Source organism: Pseudophaeobacter sp. A-200-2 (assembly GCF_041008815.1).
Lineage (GTDB): Bacteria > Pseudomonadota > Alphaproteobacteria > Rhodobacterales > Rhodobacteraceae > Phycobacter > Phycobacter gallaeciensis_A.
Map to the genome: position 1 here is coordinate 57559 of NZ_JAXGFU010000005.1, position 19201 is coordinate 76759.

Annotated in this window: 20 protein-coding genes; 13 read left to right on the top strand and 7 right to left on the bottom strand. The window is 61.8% G+C overall.

The features are described from left to right. Window positions 1–27 precede the first annotated feature (27 nt). From rbfA to SM766_RS09100, 8 genes are all read left to right on the top strand, one after another. Window positions 28–423 carry a 30S ribosome-binding factor RbfA gene (gene rbfA / locus SM766_RS09065; protein ID WP_065271812.1) on the top strand — a complete coding sequence of 132 codons (396 nt, stop codon included), beginning with the start codon at window positions 28–30 and terminating at the stop codon, window positions 421–423. Then, the gene (locus SM766_RS09070; RefSeq protein ID WP_490363075.1) at window positions 420–1160 is read left to right on the top strand and encodes a phosphodiester glycosidase family protein; all 741 of its coding nucleotides are present in this window, start codon (window positions 420–422) and stop codon (window positions 1158–1160) included. Before rbfA ends, SM766_RS09070 begins: the two co-directional genes overlap by 4 nt. A 127-nt stretch (window positions 1161–1287) precedes the next feature. Then, window positions 1288–2196: a tRNA pseudouridine(55) synthase TruB gene (gene truB, locus SM766_RS09075; RefSeq protein WP_368947574.1), complete on the top strand. Its 909-nt coding sequence runs from the start codon at window positions 1288–1290 to the stop codon at window positions 2194–2196. Between the two features lie 44 nt (window positions 2197–2240). After that, entirely contained in the window at window positions 2241–2747 is a 507-nt protein-coding gene (locus tag SM766_RS09080) for a DUF1643 domain-containing protein (RefSeq protein WP_368947575.1), read from the top strand. A 124-nt stretch (window positions 2748–2871) separates the two neighbouring features. Continuing rightward, window positions 2872–3996 (top strand): calcium-binding protein, encoded by a 1125-nt coding sequence (locus SM766_RS09085; protein WP_368947576.1) that lies wholly within the window; start codon window positions 2872–2874, stop codon window positions 3994–3996. Between the two features lie 104 nt (window positions 3997–4100). After that, on the top strand, window positions 4101–5303 hold the full coding sequence (locus tag SM766_RS09090) for a GTP-binding protein (protein ID WP_368947577.1): 1203 nt from the start codon (window positions 4101–4103) through the stop codon (window positions 5301–5303). 168 nt (window positions 5304–5471) lie between these two features. Next, complete coding sequence (rpsO, locus tag SM766_RS09095; RefSeq protein WP_019295116.1) at window positions 5472–5741, top strand: 30S ribosomal protein S15; 270 nt, start codon at window positions 5472–5474, stop codon at window positions 5739–5741. A gap of 186 nt (window positions 5742–5927) precedes the next feature. Continuing rightward, the gene (locus tag SM766_RS09100) at window positions 5928–6347 is read left to right on the top strand and encodes a GFA family protein (protein ID WP_368947578.1); all 420 of its coding nucleotides are present in this window, start codon (window positions 5928–5930) and stop codon (window positions 6345–6347) included. Between the two features lie 18 nt (window positions 6348–6365). Here SM766_RS09100 and SM766_RS09105 read toward each other — a convergent pair whose 3' ends face one another. Further along, complete coding sequence (locus tag SM766_RS09105; protein ID WP_368947579.1) at window positions 6366–7250, bottom strand: aminoglycoside phosphotransferase family protein; 885 nt, start codon at window positions 7248–7250, stop codon at window positions 6366–6368. 130 nt (window positions 7251–7380) lie between these two features. Here SM766_RS09105 and SM766_RS09110 point away from each other — a divergent pair, with 130 nt between their 5' ends. The 4 genes from SM766_RS09110 to SM766_RS09125 all read left to right on the top strand — a co-directional run bounded on the left by SM766_RS09110 (window position 7381) and on the right by SM766_RS09125 (window position 11513). Next, entirely contained in the window at window positions 7381–7638 is a 258-nt protein-coding gene (locus SM766_RS09110; protein WP_368947580.1) for a DUF6525 family protein, read from the top strand. A 196-nt stretch (window positions 7639–7834) separates the two neighbouring features. Next, entirely contained in the window at window positions 7835–9976 is a 2142-nt protein-coding gene (gene pnp / locus SM766_RS09115) for a polyribonucleotide nucleotidyltransferase (protein ID WP_065271821.1), read from the top strand. A 119-nt stretch (window positions 9977–10095) separates the two neighbouring features. Further along, window positions 10096–10812, top strand: a complete 717-nt coding sequence (locus tag SM766_RS09120; protein WP_368947581.1) for a glycosyltransferase family 25 protein — start codon at window positions 10096–10098, stop codon at window positions 10810–10812. Window positions 10813–11000: 188 nt separating this feature from the next. Then, window positions 11001–11513, top strand: coding sequence for a P-loop nucleotide/nucleoside kinase family protein (locus tag SM766_RS09125; protein ID WP_368947582.1), 513 nt, complete (start codon window positions 11001–11003; stop codon window positions 11511–11513). A gap of 60 nt (window positions 11514–11573) precedes the next feature. Here the strand turns inward: SM766_RS09125 and SM766_RS09130 are convergent, their stop codons facing one another. Next, window positions 11574–12227 (bottom strand): peroxiredoxin, encoded by a 654-nt coding sequence (locus SM766_RS09130; protein ID WP_065271823.1) that lies wholly within the window; start codon window positions 12225–12227, stop codon window positions 11574–11576. A 284-nt stretch (window positions 12228–12511) separates the two neighbouring features. On the opposite strand from SM766_RS09130, the gene SM766_RS09135 reads away from it, so the two are divergent. After that, window positions 12512–13951 carry an aldehyde dehydrogenase family protein gene (locus SM766_RS09135; RefSeq protein ID WP_368947583.1) on the top strand — a complete coding sequence of 480 codons (1440 nt, stop codon included), beginning with the start codon at window positions 12512–12514 and terminating at the stop codon, window positions 13949–13951. A gap of 90 nt (window positions 13952–14041) precedes the next feature. Here SM766_RS09135 and SM766_RS09140 read toward each other — a convergent pair whose 3' ends face one another. The 5 genes from SM766_RS09140 to SM766_RS09160 form a co-directional block, all read right to left on the bottom strand. Further along, on the bottom strand, window positions 14042–14845 hold the full coding sequence (locus tag SM766_RS09140; protein ID WP_368947584.1) for an ATP-binding cassette domain-containing protein: 804 nt from the start codon (window positions 14843–14845) through the stop codon (window positions 14042–14044). Further along, on the bottom strand, window positions 14842–15714 hold the full coding sequence (locus tag SM766_RS09145; protein WP_274835273.1) for an ABC transporter ATP-binding protein: 873 nt from the start codon (window positions 15712–15714) through the stop codon (window positions 14842–14844). The genes SM766_RS09140 and SM766_RS09145 overlap by 4 nt, the downstream gene beginning before the upstream one ends. Next, entirely contained in the window at window positions 15711–16559 is an 849-nt protein-coding gene (locus tag SM766_RS09150) for an ABC transporter permease (protein ID WP_368947585.1), read from the bottom strand. Before SM766_RS09150 ends, SM766_RS09145 begins: the two co-directional genes overlap by 4 nt. Next, window positions 16552–17562: an ABC transporter permease gene (locus SM766_RS09155; RefSeq protein ID WP_274829859.1), complete on the bottom strand. Its 1011-nt coding sequence runs from the start codon at window positions 17560–17562 to the stop codon at window positions 16552–16554. The genes SM766_RS09150 and SM766_RS09155 overlap by 8 nt, the downstream gene beginning before the upstream one ends. An 89-nt stretch (window positions 17563–17651) precedes the next feature. Further along, entirely contained in the window at window positions 17652–19178 is a 1527-nt protein-coding gene (locus SM766_RS09160) for an ABC transporter substrate-binding protein (protein WP_274829860.1), read from the bottom strand. Window positions 19179–19201: the final 23 nt, after the last annotated feature.

The window sequence follows — 19201 nt, forward strand, 5'->3', positions numbered from 1 at the left end:
GGGCAGCTTTCGGCATAGATCGAAGATATGGCAAAGAACAAATTCCACGATGGCCCCGGCCCCTCTCAACGTCAGCTGCGCGTCGGCGAACTGATCCGCCGCACCCTGTCCGAGGTGCTGGCGCGCGGTGATGTGCATGACCCCGAACTCAACCGCATGTCGATCACGGTGGGCGAGGTGCGCATTTCACCCGACCTGAAGATCGCCACCGCCTATGTGCTGCCGCTCGGCGGCAAGGGGCAGGACGAGGTGCTGAAGCTGCTGGCCCGCAACAAGGGTGAGCTGCGCCGCATGGCGGGCAAGAAGCTCGGCCTCAAATACGCGCCGGATCTGCGGTTCCAGCTGGATCAGACCTTTGATCAGATGGATGACACCCGCCGGATGTTGAACCAGGACGCGGTGCGCCGCGATATCGACGATTGATCCTGCGGGCGGCAGTTGCGCTTGCCGCCTTTTGCCTGGGGTTGTCGGCCTCTGTCGCCGCAGCCGTCGAATGCCGTGACGCCTCTTATGATGGCAGCCGCTACACCATCTGCGAAGTCGACGCGGGCAAGGAAGAGTTGCGGCTGTTCCTGCGGAACGCAGAGGGGAAACCCTACGGCCATTTTGCCGCCATCGATGCCGACCTTGGCAAAGAGGGAAAGTCCCTCTCCTTTGCCACCAATGCCGGAATGTATCACGCCGACCGCTCTCCGGTCGGGCTTTATGTCGAGGATGGCCAGCAGGAAATGCGGCTTGTCCCCAATGCGGGCCCCGGCAATTTCGGCCTGCTGCCCAATGGTGTCTTCTGCATCAACGATAACCGCGCCGATGTGATCGAAACGCTGAAGTTCCGTGACAGCGGCGCCAGCTGCCGCGATGCCACCCAGTCGGGGCCGATGCTGGTGATCGACGGGGAGCTGCACCCGCGCTTCCTGCCGGATTCGACCTCCTACTACGTGCGCAACGGTGTCGGCACCTCGGCAGACGGGCAGCGCGCGGTCTTTGTCATTTCGCGCAACGCGGTGACATTCCACCAGTTCGGCAGCCTGTTCCGCGATTACCTGAATCTGCCCAATGCACTCTATTTTGATGGCAATATCTCGCGCCTGCACGCGCCTGAGCTGGGCCGGTCGGATGCCGGTTTCTCGATGGGGCCAGTGGTGGGCGTCGTCGAATAGCCGCCGTGCAGCCCGCCTGAGCATAGACGGGGCATAGAAATGGCGCCACAACAGACCCGGCACAATTGACAGGCTGTTCTGGCTGCGCTACCCCGCGCGCCTCTTTCAGCATCATCGAGGAACAGGCATGGCACGCAAACGCAAGGGGCGCGATATTTCCGGCTGGCTGGTGGTGGACAAGCCCGCGGGGCTGACCTCGACCGCTGTCGTGAACAAGGTGCGCTGGGCGCTTGAGGCCAAGAAGGCCGGCCATGCGGGCACGCTTGATCCCGAGGCGACGGGTGTTCTGGCGGTGGCCCTGGGTGAGGCAACGAAGACGGTTCCCTATATCACCGACGCGCTGAAGGCCTATACCTTCACCGTGCGGCTGGGGCAGGCGACCAACACCGACGATGCCGAAGGCGAGGTGATCGCCCAGAGCGATGCGCGCCCTTCCGACGACGAGATCAAGGCCGCGCTGGGTCAGTTCATCGGTGAGATCATGCAGGTGCCGCCGAAATTCTCCGCCGTGAAGATCGACGGGCAGCGTGCCTATAAACTTGCCCGCGATGGCGACGAGGATTTCGAGATCGCCGCCCGTCCCCTGTGGGTCGAGGAGCTGGTACTGATCGACCGTCCGGATGCCGATCACGTGGTGCTGGAAATGACCTGCGGCAAGGGGGGCTATGTCCGCTCCATCGCGCGCGATCTGGGTGCCGCGCTTGGCTGTCATGGCCATGTGAAGGAGTTGCGCCGGATCTGGTCCGGCCCCTTCGATGCTGCCGATGGGCTGTCGCTGGAAGAGATCGAACGGATGCAGCGCACGCCGGAACTCGACACCCATCTGCGCCCGCTGGAGGAAGGTCTGGCTGACCTCCCCGAGCTGAAATGCACGCCCGAAGGTGCCACACGCCTACGCAACGGCAACCCGGGCATGGTGCTGGCCTCCGACGTGGAGTACGGCGACGAGGCCTGGGCCTCGATTGACGGAAAGGCCGTCGCCGTCGGCATCTACAAGGCGGGTGAGCTGCACCCGAGCCGCGTCTTCAACCAGTAACGCCCGCGCTTGCCCCTCCGGGGGCAGCGTGGCATCCCTGCCCCATGATCACCCGCAGCCATACCAAGGGCGATGCGCCCTCCACCGCCGTCTATTCGGATTGCGAGACCTATCGCTATAGCCTGACCCGCGTCTGGGATCCAAAGGGGGCAAAGGTAATGTTCGTGATGCTGAACCCCTCGACCGCGACCGAGGTACAGAACGACCCGACCATCGAACGCTGCGAAAGACGGGCGCGCACGTTGGGGTTTGGCGGCTTCCGGGCCACCAATATCTTTGCCATCCGCGCCACCGACCCGCGGGTGATGCGCGCCGCCAAGGATCCCGAAGGGCCGGAGAATGAGGCCGCGATCCTATCCGGCGCAGAGTGGGCCGATCAGATCATCTGCGCCTGGGGCACCCATGGCGCCCACCGCGATCAAGGTCCCCGCATTGAGAATGCGTTAAGGGCGACCGGACAGCCTCTGTTTCACCTTGGCCTCAGCAAACACGGCCATCCGAAACACCCGCTTTACATCGCCTACAGCCAGCAGCCGCAACCCTGGGCATGATCCCAAAGGCGCCGACCCCGGTATTGTTTCGTTAACCGATGTTCCCGGTTTGTTTTGAGGCAAATCCTTAATTGTGCGAGAGTATACTCAGGGATAGAAATTTGTTGCGTAAGGAGTGGGGCCGATGCTCTGGTTGGCCGGCCTTTTTGGTCTTGTGGCTGTTGGCGGGGCCATGTTTGTGGATTTCAGCGGCGGTGACGACGATCTGAACGACACCGACGACTCGGATGAGGCAGCGGGCGAAGGCTCCGGTGAGGACACCGGAGCCGTCATCGTGCCGCCTTCCGAATTTCTGAACCCCGACGACCCGGACAGCACCGCTACAGATGACGGCTCTGCCAGTGGCAGCGGCGACACCGGGACGACCACCGATGGCGAAACCGGTGACGGCACCGACAGTGCCACGGATGGGCTCAACCTGTCCGGCACCGATGAACCCGAACTGCTGACCGGCAGCGATTGGGCCGATATTCTGTTCGGTGGCGATGGCGATGACCAGCTGGACGGCAACGAAGGCGACGACTCCCTGTCTGGCGACGGCGGCCATGACGTCCTGCACGGTGGCGACGGCGATGACACGCTTGCGGGTGGCTGGGGACGTGATCTGCTGCATGGTGAAGACGGCGACGATCACATTGCTGGCGAGGATGGCGATGACACGCTGTATGGTCACTTCGGCAATGACACCCTGACCGGCGGCGGGGCCGAGGATGTGGCCCACGGCGGACAGGGTCACGACGTGCTGAGCGGCGGCGAAGGCAGCGACGCGCTGCATGGCAACGATGGCAATGACACGCTGAGCGGCGGCACCCAGAACGACACGCTGTTCGGTGGCCGGGGCAACGATCTGGTCTGGGGCGCCGATGACGATGACACCAGCGATTTCCTGAACGGGGGCGATGGCGACGACACATTGGTTGCCGGAGCCGGGGATATCGTCACTGCGGGCAGCGGCGCCGATCTGATCATGGCCGGAGATATCGACGGAGCCCCGGATGGCGACCAGCCCCCTGTCGAACTGGTCGATTATGATCCCGAAGAGGACCAGCTCATGGTTTTCTGGTCCCCCGGCAGCGAACCGGAACCGGAGATCACCGTGGAACAGGATCCCGATGCCCCGGATGAGCAGGTAATCCGCGTGAACGGCACCGAGGCCTTGCGCGTGAGTGGTGCCGCGCCGCTATCGGCCTCGGACATTCAACTGGTCGATGTGAACGATCCGACCTTCGCCGACCTGCTGCCCAGCTGACCGATCCGATTGCGGCCTGAACCGGCACGGATAGACGGCTTGCAGGGTTGCGCCTTTGCTTCTCTCGTGATTGTTATGTCATAACATAACATTTGGAGCAAACCATGCAGGATTCTCGCCTTCCCGTCACAGTGCTGTCCGGATTTCTCGGTGCGGGCAAAACCACCTTGCTGAACCGGGTGCTGAACAACCGCGACGGGCGCCGCGTCGCCGTGATTGTCAACGATATGTCAGAGGTGAACATCGACGCCGATCTGGTGCGCGCCAATACGCCCGAGCTGAGCAAGACCGAAGAAAACCTCGTGGAACTGTCCAACGGCTGCATCTGCTGCACCCTGCGCGACGATCTTCTGACCGAGGTGCGCCGCCTCGCTGAAACCGGCCGGTTCGACTATCTGCTGATCGAATCCACCGGCATATCCGAACCGCTGCCGGTGGCGACGACCTTTGACTTCCGCGATGAGGCTGGCGTCAGCCTGTCCGACGTTGCGCGGCTGGATACCATGGTCACCGTGGTCGATGCGGTGAACCTGCCGGATGACTTCTCCAGCCACGATCAGCTTGGCGACCGGGGTGAGACGATGGGCGAAGCGGATACCCGCAGCCTTGTCCACCTGCTGACCGATCAGATGGAATTTGCCGATGTGGTGATCCTCAACAAGGTGTCCGACGCAGGCCCAGCCCGCACCGATGCCGCGCGCAAGATCATCCGCAGCCTCAACGCCGATGCCCGCATTATCGAGGTGGATCACAGCCAGGTCGCGCCCGACGATATCCTCGATACCCACCTGTTCGATTTTGAAACCGCGCATGAGCACCCGATGTGGGCCAAGGAACTCTATGGTTTTGCCGACCACACGCCCGAAAGCGATGAATATAATATCCAGTCCTTCGTCTTCCGCGCCCGCGCGCCCTTTGATCCGGTGGCGATCCACCGGGTTCTGAATGCGGATCTGCCCGGCGTGATCCGCGCCAAGGGGCATTTCTGGATTGCCACCCGCCCCGATTGGGTGGCGGAATTCTCGCTTGCCGGTGCCCTGTCCAGCGTTGCGCCGCTGGGGACATGGTGGGCCACAGTTCCCGAAGAACGCAGGCCCACTCATGCCCAGGCGCAGGAATACCTGCAGGCACATTGGCAGGACCCCTTTGGTGATCGCAGGCAGGAACTGGTATTCATCGGCAGCGGGATCGACTGGCCGCGCCTGAAGGCGCAGCTGGAGACCTGCCTGATGACGGTCCCCGATGCGGACGCGCTGGCAGGACTGGCGGATCTGCCCGACCCCTTCCCGCGCTGGCGCCGGGCCTGAGCGTCAAAGGCGGAAAACCGGGAGGCAGCAACATCTCCTTTGCTTTTTGCCGCAAAACCGCCTATACGCCCGCATCTGCCGTGGAATCGCGGCGGACTTCTCCATGGGCCTGTGCTGGACGACATCCCGGCCTGCGCCATTTCTCTAACCTTTTCAAAGGAGACCCCGATGTCGATTACTGCTGAAGAAAAAGCACGCCTGATGAAAGAATTCGCAACCAAAGAAGGCGACACCGGTTCGCCCGAAGTCCAGGTTGCCATTCTGACCTCGCGCATCAACACCCTGACCGAGCACTTCAAGACCCACAAGAAAGACAACCACGGTCGTCGTGGTCTGCTGAAGATGGTTGCTCAGCGTCGTAAGCTGCTGGACTACACCAAAGGCAAGGATGAGGCCCGTTACCAGGACCTGATCAAGCGCCTGGGCATCCGCCGCTAAGCGCGACATTTGCATTTCGATGCATGCGCCCGTTCCGAAAGGAGCGGGCGTTTTTTATTGGCGGGAACCGGATGGGATGTGGTTGGCCCATCACCAGCCCTCGTTTACCGGCTGCCGACACATGATGTAGGGTTTTACTGCGTGTGAAGCGCGCTTTCCCAGCTCAGACAATGAAAGAGCAGAAATATGGAACACCTGACCTCGGGAAGCTGCTCGGGAAGTTGTCTGTGCGGAGCTGTCCGGTTTCACATCCACGGCGCATTTGAAAGCTTCTTCCTGTGCCACTGCGCGCGCTGCCGCAAGGACAGCGGGTCCGCGCATGCGGCCAATCTGTTTTCCACCCAGGCAGAGATTGAATGGCTAACCGGGCGGGACAGGGTCAAGAGTTTCCAGTTGCCTGACACGCAGCACGTCAAAAGCTTTTGCACGGATTGCGGATCAGCGCTGCCGACGCTGCAGATGGATGGCGCCCTGCTGGTCGTGCCCGTAGGTGCGCTGGACAGTGAGATCCCTATCCGGCCCACGGCCCGCATCTGCTACGCCAGCCGCGCGGCCTGGACCGATGCGATTGAGACTGTGGAAACCATCGATGGGCTTCCCGGCTAACCGATCCTCTCCATTCACCTAGCGCAGTAGATCCAGCCGGGACAGGGTCAGCCGTGATTGTCGGCACAGCGCCTCATTCTTGCCGCCACGATAGAAACTGAGGGCAACGACCGCACAATAGAGCGCCCAGCCGCTAGCCCGTACCCACGCGCGGTCCTGCAGTTCCAGACGGTCGCGAAACGCGGTGCGGGCGGCAGGGTCCACCCAGGTCCAGGCCGCCGCATAATCGACGGCGGGATCGCCAACTGCCGACAGGCCCCAATCGATCACCCCCCGTAAGGTACCATTCCGGGCAATCAGATTGTCCGCCTTCAGATCCCCGTGCAGCCAGACGGGTCGGTCCTGAAACCCGGCATCGCAGGCCGCGTCCCACAGGCAACGTGCGCGCGATGCGTCGATCTCATCTTTGAGGATATCGATGGCCGGATGCACCACGTGGGTCAGGTCCTGCAGCGCGACGCCACGCCTATTGTTGCCATCCCCCGCAACGGGTGCGCCCTCCGTGTCGGTCCGGTGCAGCGCCGTCAGAAAATCCGCAAGGCTTTGCGCCGCCGCAACCGGGTCCGCAATCTTTGCGGGGTTTGCGAGATCCCCTTCGATCCAGTCGAATATGCCAAAGGGCAGATCATCCCGCAGACAGCCGCGGTGCCGCAGCACCGGAACCGCAAGCGGCAGACCTTGTAGGCGCGGCAGCCAGTCCAACTCCTTGGCCAGATACTGAGTCGCCGACCACCGGCGCGGGACCCTCAGAACCATCTGCTCCCCGATACGGAGCATGCAATTGTCCGTCCCAGACGATTCGATGCGACTCCGCGGAAGGCCAGCCCATTGCGGCACCTCGGTCGCAAGGATATCGCCGACCATCGCGTCGCTGATTTCAATGTCGTCCGTGTCTTTGCTCATCAGGCGAAGCTAACCGCCCGATGGCCCCACCGGCAAGGAAAGGGCGCGATCCGGGTCCCGAAGTACCGGCAGCTTGCCGCTTCAATTTGATATGTTATTACATACCGAAGCAGCATTTCGAAGGACACCTATGCCACACCCGCGACGCCGCAATCTGGGCGCCACCGGCCTGCCCATCCGCAAACGTAACGGAAATGCGATGACGGAGTATGACCGCTTACCGCCCAGCCTGCGGGCCTGGATGCAAGAGGCCGCCCTGCCGTGGTCGCCGCGCTCTTGCCGCAGCATCTGGATGAAGGTGAAACAGGATGGAGGAACCGACCGGCAGGCCATTGCACGCCTTGCCGCTGTTGAGGCCGCAATGCTGAAACGCGCCGCAGAGGCGTGAACCTCCTTCCTGTAGGTCTCCACGAGCTGTTTTTCTTTCATTCCGGGCCAAAGTGATGTATAGGCCGGGCATCTGAGACGTTGCGCCATGGCCCCGGCGCTCGAAAGAAAGATGGAGGGGGTCGGCGGCAATGGGGCCGCCATGACAACGGGAGACCCGGGATACGCCTGGGAGTGCTCCCACTTAGGATGCTGACATGTTCAACGTTACGAAGAAATCAATGCAGTGGGGCGAGGAAACGCTCACACTGGAAACCGGCAAGGTTGCCCGCCAGGCAGATGGCTCTGTGATTGCCACCCTCGGCGAAACCTCGGTTATGGCAAACGTCACCTTTGCCCGCCAGCAAAAGCCCGGCCAGGACTTCTTTCCCCTGACCGTGCACTACCAGGAAAAATACTACGCCGCGGGTAAAGTGCCCGGCGGCTTCTTCAAGCGTGAGGCCCGCCCCACCGAGAAGGAAACCCTGACCGCCCGTCTGATCGACCGTCCGATCCGCCCGCTGTTCGTCCCCGGCTTCAAGAACGAAGTTCTGGTGATGTGCACCGTGCTGTCCCACGATCTGGTCAATGACCCCGACATCGTCGCAATGATCGCTGCCTCGGCTGCGCTGACCATTTCTGGCGCCCCCTTCATGGGCCCGATCGCCGGCTGCCGCGTTGGTTTCGAAGACGGCGAATACGTCCTGAACCCGACCGTGGACGACATGCAGGACCTGCGCCTGAACCCCGATCAGCGCCTGGACCTGGTTGTTGCCGGCACCAAGAACGCCGTGATGATGGTGGAATCCGAAGCTTACGAGCTGTCCGAAGCAGAAATGCTGGGCGCCGTGAACTTTGCCCACGAGCAGATCCAGCCGGTTCTGGACCTGATCATCTCGCTGGCCGAAGAAGCCGCCAAAGAGCCGTTTGACTTTGCCGCACCGGATTACTCCGAGTTGTATGAAGCGGTCAAAGCCGCTGGAGAAGAGCAGATGCGCGCCGCCTTTGCGATCTCGGACAAGCAGGAGCGCACCGCCGCTGTTGCCGCCGCGCGCGAAGCCATCAAGGAAGCGCTGAGCGAAGAGCAGCTGGAAGATTCCAACCTCGGCTCTGCTCTGAAGAAACTGGAAGCCGGCATTCTGCGCGGTGACGTTGTCAAAACCGGCAAGCGTATCGACGGCCGCAAGACCGACGAGATCCGCGACATCGTTTCGGAAACCGGCCTGCTGCCGCGGACCCACGGTTCTGCCCTGTTCACCCGTGGTGAAACCCAGGGTCTGGTCGTGACCACGCTGGGCACCGGCGATGATGAACAGTTCATCGACGCCCTGCACGGCAACTTCAAATCCAACTTCCTGCTGCACTACAACTTCCCGCCCTACTCGGTTGGTGAAGTTGGCCGCGTGGGTGGCCCCGGCCGCCGCGAAATCGGTCACGGCAAGCTGGCATGGCGCGCGCTGCAGGCGGTTCTGCCCGCGGCAACCGACTTCCCCTACACCATCCGCGTGGTGTCCGAAATCACCGAATCGAACGGCTCCTCCTCGATGGCGTCGGTCTGCGGTGGCTCGCTGTCGATGATGGACGCAGGCGTTCCGCTGAAAGCACCGGTCGCCGGTGTGGCCATGGGCCTGATCCTCGAAGACGACGGCTCCTACGCAATCCTGTCCGACATCCTGGGTGACGAAGACCACCTCGGCGACATGGACTTCAAGGTTGCGGGTACCGAGAACGGCATCACCTCGCTGCAGATGGACATCAAGGTCGCAGGCATCACGCCCGAGATCATGGAAAAAGCCCTGGCCCAGGCCAAGGACGGCCGGATGCACATCCTTGGTGAGATGTCCAAGGCCCTGTCGGAAACCAACGCGTTCTCCGTCCACGCGCCGCGCATCGAGACCATGAACATCCCGACCGACAAGATCCGTGAAGTGATCGGTTCGGGCGGCAAGGTCATCCGCGAAATCGTGGAAACCTCCGGTGCCAAGGTCGACATCAACGACGACGGCGTGATCAAGATCGCTTCCTCCAACGGTGACGCGATCCAGAAGGCCTATGACATGATCCACGCGATCGTGGCAGAGCCGGAAGAAGGCGCCATCTACAAAGGCAAGGTCGTGAAGATTGTCGATTTCGGCGCCTTCGTGAACTTCTTTGGCAAGCGCGACGGCCTGGTGCACGTCAGCCAGATCGAGAACCGCCGCCTGAACCATCCGTCGGATGTTCTGAAGGAAGGTCAGGAAGTCTGGGTCAAACTGCTGGGCTTTGACGACCGCGGCAAGGTGCGCCTGTCGATGAAAGTCGTCGATCAGGAAACCGGCGAACCCGCCGCACCTGAAAAGAAAGAAGAAGCCGCGGACTGATCCGCAGCCTCGCTTCGAACAAGAAAGGCCCCGCTGGCAACGGCGGGGCCTTTTCTGTCAGCGCCGTTCAAGGAACTGCGGCCTTCCCCCTCAACGCGTTCCCCGATATGGATTTGACCATGCACACCCTGATCATCCACATGTCCGGCAACAGCAAACGCGGCGCAAATGTCGAACATCTGCTTTATACACTGCCGAATGCCGAGGTGGCCGAAGCGGTGAACGGACGCGAGGCGGTGAGCCATCACGTCCACCCGACCCGCCATGGGGATGTGCATGATCCGCGCTACCCGTTCCCGCTGTCCCCCGGAGAGGTCGGCTGCTTCCTGTCACACCGAAACTGCTGGCAGCGAATCCTGGATGAGGGCTGGGAATATGCGCTGATCGTCGAGGATGACCTCTCTGTTGATCCGGATCTCTGGCAGGTGGCGCTGTCGCTGGTCGAGACACACGCGGATGCGGACAGCTTCATCCGCCTGCCCGCCAAACGGCGCGAAAGCCCCGCTGCCATCATCGATCAGGCGGGCGACAGCAAGCTGTTCCTGCCCCGCGTGATCGGCCTTCAGACCGTCGCGCAGGTGGTGGGGCGCAACGCGGCGGCGAACCTTCTGGCTGCCAGCACCACCATCGACCGGCCCGTCGATACCTTCCTGCAGATGCACTGGATCCACGGGCAACAGATCCAGACCATCCTGCCCAATGGCGTCAGCGAGCTGACCGAGGCACTGGGCGGATCGACCATCCAGAAAAAGAAAAGCGGCAACAAGCTGGCGCGTGAATTCAAGCGGACGCTCTATCGGGCCCAGGTCGCGGCCCGCCCGCAGACGGCCGGTTAGACCCGCAGACTGGACCCAAGCCCGGGACTATGCCAGGAACCGCATCATGAAAGCCTTCGTTCAGACATTCCCCCTGCCGCGCCAAGCACGAATTACCGTCCCGGCCTGATCGTCGGGCCGGGTGGTCGAACGCTGAACAATACATGCGCGCCACATAGAACCTGCGCGCGCCTTCAAGGGTTTCTGAAATGTCTCAAACACCTCCGACGCTGCACATGCTGTGCGGCAAGATCGCCTCTGGAAAATCCACCCTCGCCGACCACCTGACGCGCGAAGACAAGGCCGTGTGCATTGCCGAGGACGAATGGCTGAACACGCTTTACCCCGGAGAGGTCACGTCCGGGGCCGATTACCTGCGTTGTACCGGGCGGCTACGCCAGACCGTGGCGCCCCATGTGTGTAACCTGCTCAACGCAGGGGTTTCCGTGGTGCTGGATTTCGCCGCGAACACGGTCCAGCAGCGCGCCTGGATGCGCGGTATTCTCGACACTACAAACGCGGCCCATCAACTGCATGTGCTGGATATTCCGGATGAGCTTTGCCTTGCCCGCCTGCGGGTCCGCAACGCCAAAGGTGACCACCCTTTTGCCGCCAGCGAAGAACAGTTTCACCAGTTCTCACGGCACTTTACGCTGCCCACGCCGCAAGAAGGGTTCAACCTTGTATTTCACGAGAACACTGCCGACGCGCCCCAGACATGACCCGAACATGACAAAGGGGCCAAACGGCCCCCTTGCTGAACTTCAAAATGGTCTTCCGACTTATTCCGGCGCTTTGGTCTTGCGCAGGTAGGGGAAGATGGTTTCGAACTCACCGAACTTGGCCTTGGCGTCTTCGTTCGACACGGTCGGCGGGATGATCACATCCTGACCCGGCACCCAGTCGGCAGGGGTGGCAACGCCGTGGCCGGTGGTCATCTGCAGACCGTCCAGCGCGCGCAGGATCTCGGCAAAGTTGCGGCCCACCGACATCGGGTAGGTCATCGACAGTTTCAGCTGCTTGTCCGGGCCGATGATGAAGACCGAGCGCACGGTGGCGCTGTCGGCCGGGGTGCGGCCGTCGGGCAGGTAGGCTTCGGCGGGCAGCATGTCAAAGGCCTTGGACACGGCAAGCCCTTCGTCCGCGATGATCGGGAAGCCTGCCGGAGTTTTGGCATAGCTTTCAATGTCGCCTTTCCATTTCTTGTGGTCCTCGACACCGTCAACGGACACGCCGATCACCTTGGTGTTGCGCTTGGCCCATTCCTCGGACAGCTGCGCCACGGCACCAAATTCAGTGGTGCAGACCGGGGTGAAATCCTTGGGGTGGGAAAACAGGATCGCCCAGCTGTCCCCGATCCAGTCGTGGAAGGTGATGGTGCCCTGATCGGTCTCGGCGGTGAAATTCGGAACCACATCGTTGATGCGCAAACCCATGACGGTCTCCTCTCTGCGTTCACATTCAGTTTTCAATACGTATCTTGCTACGCAAGGTAATCAATCGCAGCGCAGGTTAAACCCCTGCGGCGTCAAGACCAGCACAAAAGTGCCAATCACCTGCGACAAAACGGAAAACCCTGGGTTTATCCGCGAAAATCCGCCTCACATAATTTGATCAAATTATGTGAATGTGGTCTTGCCCAAGGGTCAAGGCAGTGACACAGTGGCGCGCGAAAGCGTCGGTACAAACTGGCGAAACGTCTGATTTGGGAGATCTGGACATGATCGAGAAACGCGACTTTTACATCAATGGCCAATGGGTTGCTCCTGCGGCAGCCAAGGATCACAATGTCATCGATCCTTCCACCGAAGAACCCTGTGCAGTGATTTCCCTGGGATCCGAAGCCGATACCAATGCCGCCGTTGCCGCTGCCAAGGCCGCCCTGCCCGGCTGGATGGCGACCCCGGTAGAAGAGCGGATCGCGCTGGTGGAAAAGCTGATCGAGGTCTACCAGGCCCGCGGCGAAGATCTGGCCCAGGCCATGTCCACCGAGATGGGCGCCCCGATCGAGATGTCCCGCACCCAACAGGTCGGCGCCGGCATCTTCCACCTGAAGAATTTTGTCCGCGCGGCCAAGGCGTTTGAATTTGAACGCCCCCTGAGCGACCGCTTCCAGAACGACCGCATCATCTACGAAGCCGTCGGTGTTGCTGCCCTGATCACGCCCTGGAACTGGCCGATGAACCAGATCACACTCAAGGTCGGCGCGGCAGCCATCGCGGGCTGCACCATGGTTCTGAAGCCTTCCGAGGAAAGCCCGCTGGATGCGATGATCTTTGCCGAGCTGATGGACGAGGCAGGTTTCCCCGCCGGCGTCTTCAACCTGGTGAACGGCGATGGCGTCGGCGTCGGCTCGCAGCTGTCGGCGCACCCGGATGTGGACATGGTATCCTTCACCGGCTCGACCCGCGCAGGCACCGCGATCTCCAAGGCGGCTGCTGACACCCTGAAGAAGGTGCATCTGGAACTGGGCGGCAAAGGCGCCAACGTGATCTTTGACGATGCCGACGAAAAAGCGGTCAAGCGCGGCGTGCTGCACATGATGAACAACACCGGCCAAAGCTGCAACGCGCCCTCGCGGATGCTGGTTCAGAAAGGCATCTACGATCAGGCCGTTGCCACTGCTGCCGAAGTCGCCGCCAAGGTCACCGTCGGCCCGGCGTCCGAGGAAGGTCGCCACATCGGCCCCGTGGTCAATGAAACCCAGTGGAACAAGATTCAGGATCTGATCCAGAAGGGCATCGACGAAGGCGCGCGCCTTATCGCCGGTGGCACCGGGCGCCCTGAAGGCTTCAACAAGGGCTTTTACGTCAAACCGACCGTCTTTGCCGATGTGAACAACCAGATGACCATCGCCCGTGAAGAGATCTTTGGCCCGGTCCTGTCGATCATCCCCTTCGAAACCGAGGAAGAAGCCGTCGAGATCGCCAACGACACGCCCTATGGTCTGACCAACTATGTGCAGACCCAGGACGGCGCCAAAGCCAACCGCATGGCCCGTGTGCTGCGCTCAGGTATGGTGGAAATGAACGGCCAGTCCCGCTCTCCCGGTGCGCCCTTTGGTGGCATGAAGCAGTCCGGCAACGGCCGTGAAGGCGGTATCTTCGGGATTGAGGATTTCCTGGAAATCAAGGCCGTCGGCGGCTGGTCCACCGACTGATTTTCAACCTCTATAAAATTAAAAAAGCCGCTCCTACCCGGGGCGGCTTTTCTTTTGCCTGTGCGGTGCACAGGGTCTTGCAGCTCCCCGTTACGCCCAAACTTGATCGGGATCGGGCAGCGGGATCGCAGACAGCAGGTCTTGCGTGTAGGGCGCAGTCGGCGCAGCGAACAGGTCCGCCGTGGCGGCGTTTTCAACGATCTCACCCTGATAGAGCACCAGAATGCGGCTGCACAGGCGGCGGATCACCGACAGATCGTGGCTGATGAAGGCCAGCGTCAGGCCCAGCTCGCGCACCAATTCTTCGAGCAGGTTCAGCACCTGCGCCTGACTGGAGACATCCAGCCCCGAGACGATCTCATCCGCGAGGATGAAATCGGGGCGCAGGGCGATGGCGCGGGCGATACCGACGCGCTGACGCTGCCCACCGGACAATTCATGCGGATAGCGGCTGGCAAAGCTGCGTGGCAGGCCCACCATATCCAGCGCCTCATTTACGCGGGCGTCGATCCCCTCCAACCCATGCAGGCGCAAGGGACCGGCGATGATCCCCCCCACCCGGCGGCGCGGGTTAAGCGAGGACAGGGGATCCTGAAAGATCATCTGGAACCGCCGCCGCAGGGGGCGCAGGGCCTCCTCTGACATATGGGTGATGTCTGTCCCCTCAAACGAAATCTGACCACTGTCCGGTTCAATCAACCGGATCAGCGCCCGCCCCAGCGTGGATTTGCCCGAGCCGGAGCCACCGACGATGCCCAAAACCTCACCCTTGGGGATCTGGAAGGTCAGCCCCTTGAGGATCTCGATCCGGGGCGCGGGACCCAGCAGTGGCTTGCGCGACATATCCGGAAAGCTGAGCCGCAGATCCTTCACATCATAGATCACATCACTCATGCCGAGCCCTCCATCTGTCGGTCAAAGGCCGCAACCTCTTCCTCCACCGCGCGGATCACCGCATCGGGGACCGGGGTCAGACTGCCGTCCGGATCGGTGTATTTCGGCGTCGCCGCCAATAAGGCCGCCGAATAGGGATGCCCCGGGTTGGCGAAGAAATCACGCACCTTGGTGTCCTCGACCACCTTGCCGGAGTAGAGCACGGTCATGGTCTGGCAGACCTTGGAGACCACGCCCAGATCATGGGTTACGAACAACAGCGCGGTGCCATGGCGTTGCTGCATGTCCGAGATCAGCCGCAGAATCTGCTTCTGCACGGTGACATCCAGCGCGGTCGTCGGCTCATCCGCGATGATCAGCTTCGGCTCTGCCGCAAAGGCGGAGGCGATGAGGATCCGCTGGCGCATACCGCCGGACAGCTCGTGCGGATAGGCGCGCATGACGCGGGCGGGATCGGGAATATGCACCTCTTCCAAAAGCTCCAGCGCCCGGGCCTCGGCCGCCTTGCGCGACCAGCCAAGGATATCCACCAGCCGGTTGGTGATCTGCGGCCCCACCCGGCGCGAAGGGTTCAGCGCGGTCAGCGGATCCTGTGGGATCAGGGCGACCTTGGCGCCAATCCTCTGGCGGCGCGCGCGCGGTGACAGCTGGCCCAGATCCTCGCCTTCCAAGATGATCTGCCCGCCGGTGATTCCCAGCGCCTGCGGCAGGGTGCCCAGCACCGATTTGCCGATCATGGATTTGCCTGCGCCGCTTTCGCCGACAAGGGCGCGGGATTCACCCGCCGCCACATCGAGCGACACACGCCGCAAGATCGGCACATTGCCCCTGAGGCGCACGGTCAGGTCTTGAATGGACAGAAAGCTCATCGCAGCACCGGATCGAAATGGTCCTTCAGACCCTCGCCAAGCTGCGAGAAGCTGAGAACGGTGAAAAACAGGGCGACCAGCGGGAAGACCAGAACCCACCAGGCCTGATGGACCGAGGTGCGCCCCTCGGCGATCATCCCGCCCCAGGTGGGCGCATCGGTGGAGATCGACAGGTTCACAAAACTGAGGATCGCCTCGACGATGATCGCGATGCCCATCTCCAGCGTCAGCAGCGCCACGATGGTCGGCAGCACGTTGGGCAGGATTTCCGTCAGCGCGGTGCCGAACCGGGTGCGCCCCACAACCTGTGCCGAGGCGACGTAATCCATCTTGCCCTGGCTCATCGCTTCGGCCCGGATCACCCGGGCAAAACGGGTCCAGTCAATCACCACGATGGCGATGATAATCGAAGTCATGCCAGTGCCCAGAACCGCGATCAGCAAGATCGCGAACAGAACCGGCGGGAAGGCCATCCAGATGTCCACAAGGCGTGAGATCAACAGATCCGCCCAGCCGCCATAATAGCCAGCGATCAGCCCCAGCGTGGCCCCAATCAGACAGGTCAGCACCCCGGCGATCAGCGCGACGCTCAGCGCCAGACGGGCGCCGTGCAGAATGCGGCTCAGGACATCGCGGCCCAGGGAATCGGTACCCAGCCAGTAATTTGGATCGGCGCCCGTCTCCCAGAAGGGCGGCATTCGGCCTGCGAACAGATCCTGCGCCAGTGGGTCGTGCGGGCTGATCCAGGGCGCCAGCAGGGCGGCTAGCACCAGGAGGCTGATCCAGCCCCCGGACAGCCACAGGCGCAGGCCCGGTTTGCGGGTATGTGCTCGGGTATCACGCATGGCGGAGCCTGGGGTTCAGGGCGGCATAGGTCATGTCGACGACCAGATTGACCACGGTGAAAATCAGGGCGAACAGGATCACGATGCCCTGGATCAGTGGCAGATCGCGGTTGATCACCGCATCAATGGCCATGTTACCCAGCCCCTCGTAAGAAAACAGCCGCTCCACGATGACCGTGCCGCCAATCAGGAAGGTGAACTGCACGCCAACCAGAGTCAGCGTCGGCAGGATCGCATTGGGCAACGCCTCGCGGGTGATGATGCTGGTCTCGGCGTAGCCCTTGGTGCGCGCCAAGGTCACGTAATCCAGATGCATGGTTTCCTTCAGCGACTGTTTCAGCAGCTGCGAGATGATCGCCGCCAGCGGGATCGCCAGCGCCAGCGCGGGCATGAACATATGGGCGACGATATCGGCCCAGACATCGAACCTCAGTCGGATGAAACTTTCCCAGAGATAGAAATTCGACTGGAACTCGAACCCCAGCGAGGGCGACACCCGGCCCGAAATATGAAACAGCGGCCAAAGCACGCCAAACAGCAGGATCAGCACCAGCCCCCACAGGAAGTCGGGCACCGACAGGGCCATGCCCCCGGCCACATCGATCGCACCTTCGACGCGCGTGCCCCGGTAAAGCGTCGCGGTCAAAGCCATGGTGCCGCCAAGGATCACCGCGATTACCAGCGCCATTACTGATAGTTCCAACGTGGCGGGCAGACGGCCCAGCACCAGTTCGGACACCGGCTGGCGCAGGGAAATCGAGGTTCCGAAATCCCCTTGAAGCACACCAGAGGCCCAGATCAGGAATTGTTCGGGGATCGATTTGTCGAACCCGTAAAGCGCCTGAAGTCGCTGGATATCCGCATCGGTGGCCCCCGGCGGCAGCATCATGGCAATCGGATTGCCCGGCACCACGCGGATAACCACAAAGACGATGATCGCCACCCCGACCAGCGTCACCATAGTGGCCGCGAGCCGCGCGATCATTCTGCGCAGGATCTGCATTGTCTACCTTCGTTCTGTGAGGTCGTGAAAAAGGGCCGCGGGGCACCGGCACAATCAGACCGATGCCCCGCAACCAAGGGAGAGAGGGATCAGGCCCGTGTCATCAGATGCGGCAACAGCGCGCCCGAGGCATGCGGCACCACCTTTACCTGATCGCTGTGCAGGATCGGCTGAACATATTGCAGCAGCGGGATCACCAGCGCGTTCTCGGCGATGAAACGGTCCACGTCCTTCCAGCCCGCGATCCGCTTGTCCTCGTCCGATTCACCCCAGAGCGGCAGGATCTTCTGCATCAGCTCCTCACCGTCCCAGACCGAATGCGGCGAGGGGCCGAACATGGCAAAGCCGGTCGAAGTGGTGGGATCACCAATCGAGTTGCCCCAGTTGTAGAAGGCCGCGGGCGCCAATGTATCCGCCGCGCGCAGCTCGTAGTGTTTGGCAATCTCGTAGACTTCGATCTCGGCCTCGATACCGACCCGGCGCCACAGACCGACGATGGCCTGGATGATCTCGTAATCCTTGGGTTTGAACCCGCGGGTGGTCTGGATGGTAAATTTCACCGGATTGTCGGGACCATAGCCAGAGGCCGCCAGCAGCTCCTTGGACTTCTCCGGATCATAGGCGACCTTGATCGTCTCGTCATAGCCCACGTAATCGGGCGTCTGCAGCGTGTCGATCGCCACGCCATAGCCGGACAGCAGCCGGTCGATGATCAGCTGCTTGTCGATGGCATGGGCCATGGCCATGCGCACGTTGGGATCGGTCATCACTTCGATATCGTTGATGAAGATCATGCCGATATCCGACACCGGTGCGGCAGTGCCCATGATGCCCGATTTTTCCTTCAGGCGGTCGAATTCCTCATAGGGCATTTCCAGCGTCACATGGGCGTTGCCCGATTCCACCTCGGCCACGCGGCTGGCGGCATCGGTCACGAACTTGATGGTGACCGATTTGAACTCGGGCGCGCCGCCCCAGTAATTCTCGTTCGCCTTCAGGCGCACGAATGCGTTGCGCTCGAACTTTTCGACCATATAAGGACCGGTGCCCACAGGCGCGGCCTCAAAGCCATCGGCGCCGACTTCCTCGTAGTATTTCTTGGGCAGGATATAGCCGGTCAGGAAGCTCATCCATTTGAAGATCGTCGGCTCATAGGCCAGCACATCGGCGGTGACGCGGTTCCCCTCGATGGAGAAATTGCCGATCTTGCCCCAAATGAACTGGATCGGGTTGCCGGTCTCGGGGTTGCCCGCGCGTTCCAGCGACCAGACCACGTCTTCGGGTGTCAGCGGATCGCCATTGTGCCAGGTGACGCCTTCGCGCACATCCATCCAGACCTTTGTCTTGTCATCGTTCCAACCATAATCAGTGATAATCCCCGAGCCGAATGACAGATCCGGGTTCTGCGGGATGAACAGATCAAACACCGATTGATAGATGCCCTGGATCGTGGGGTTAACCGCCGAGGGACCGACGGTCGGGTCCCAGCTGGGCAGGTTGACGTTATAGGCGATCACCAACTCTTCGATCCCGGCGGCAAAGCTGGGCAGGCTGGCCCCGGCAAGCGCCACGCTGGCGGCGGTGCTCTGAAGTAAAGTGCGTCTTGTCAATTTCATTTTGCTTTTCCCTGTTGGTTGGA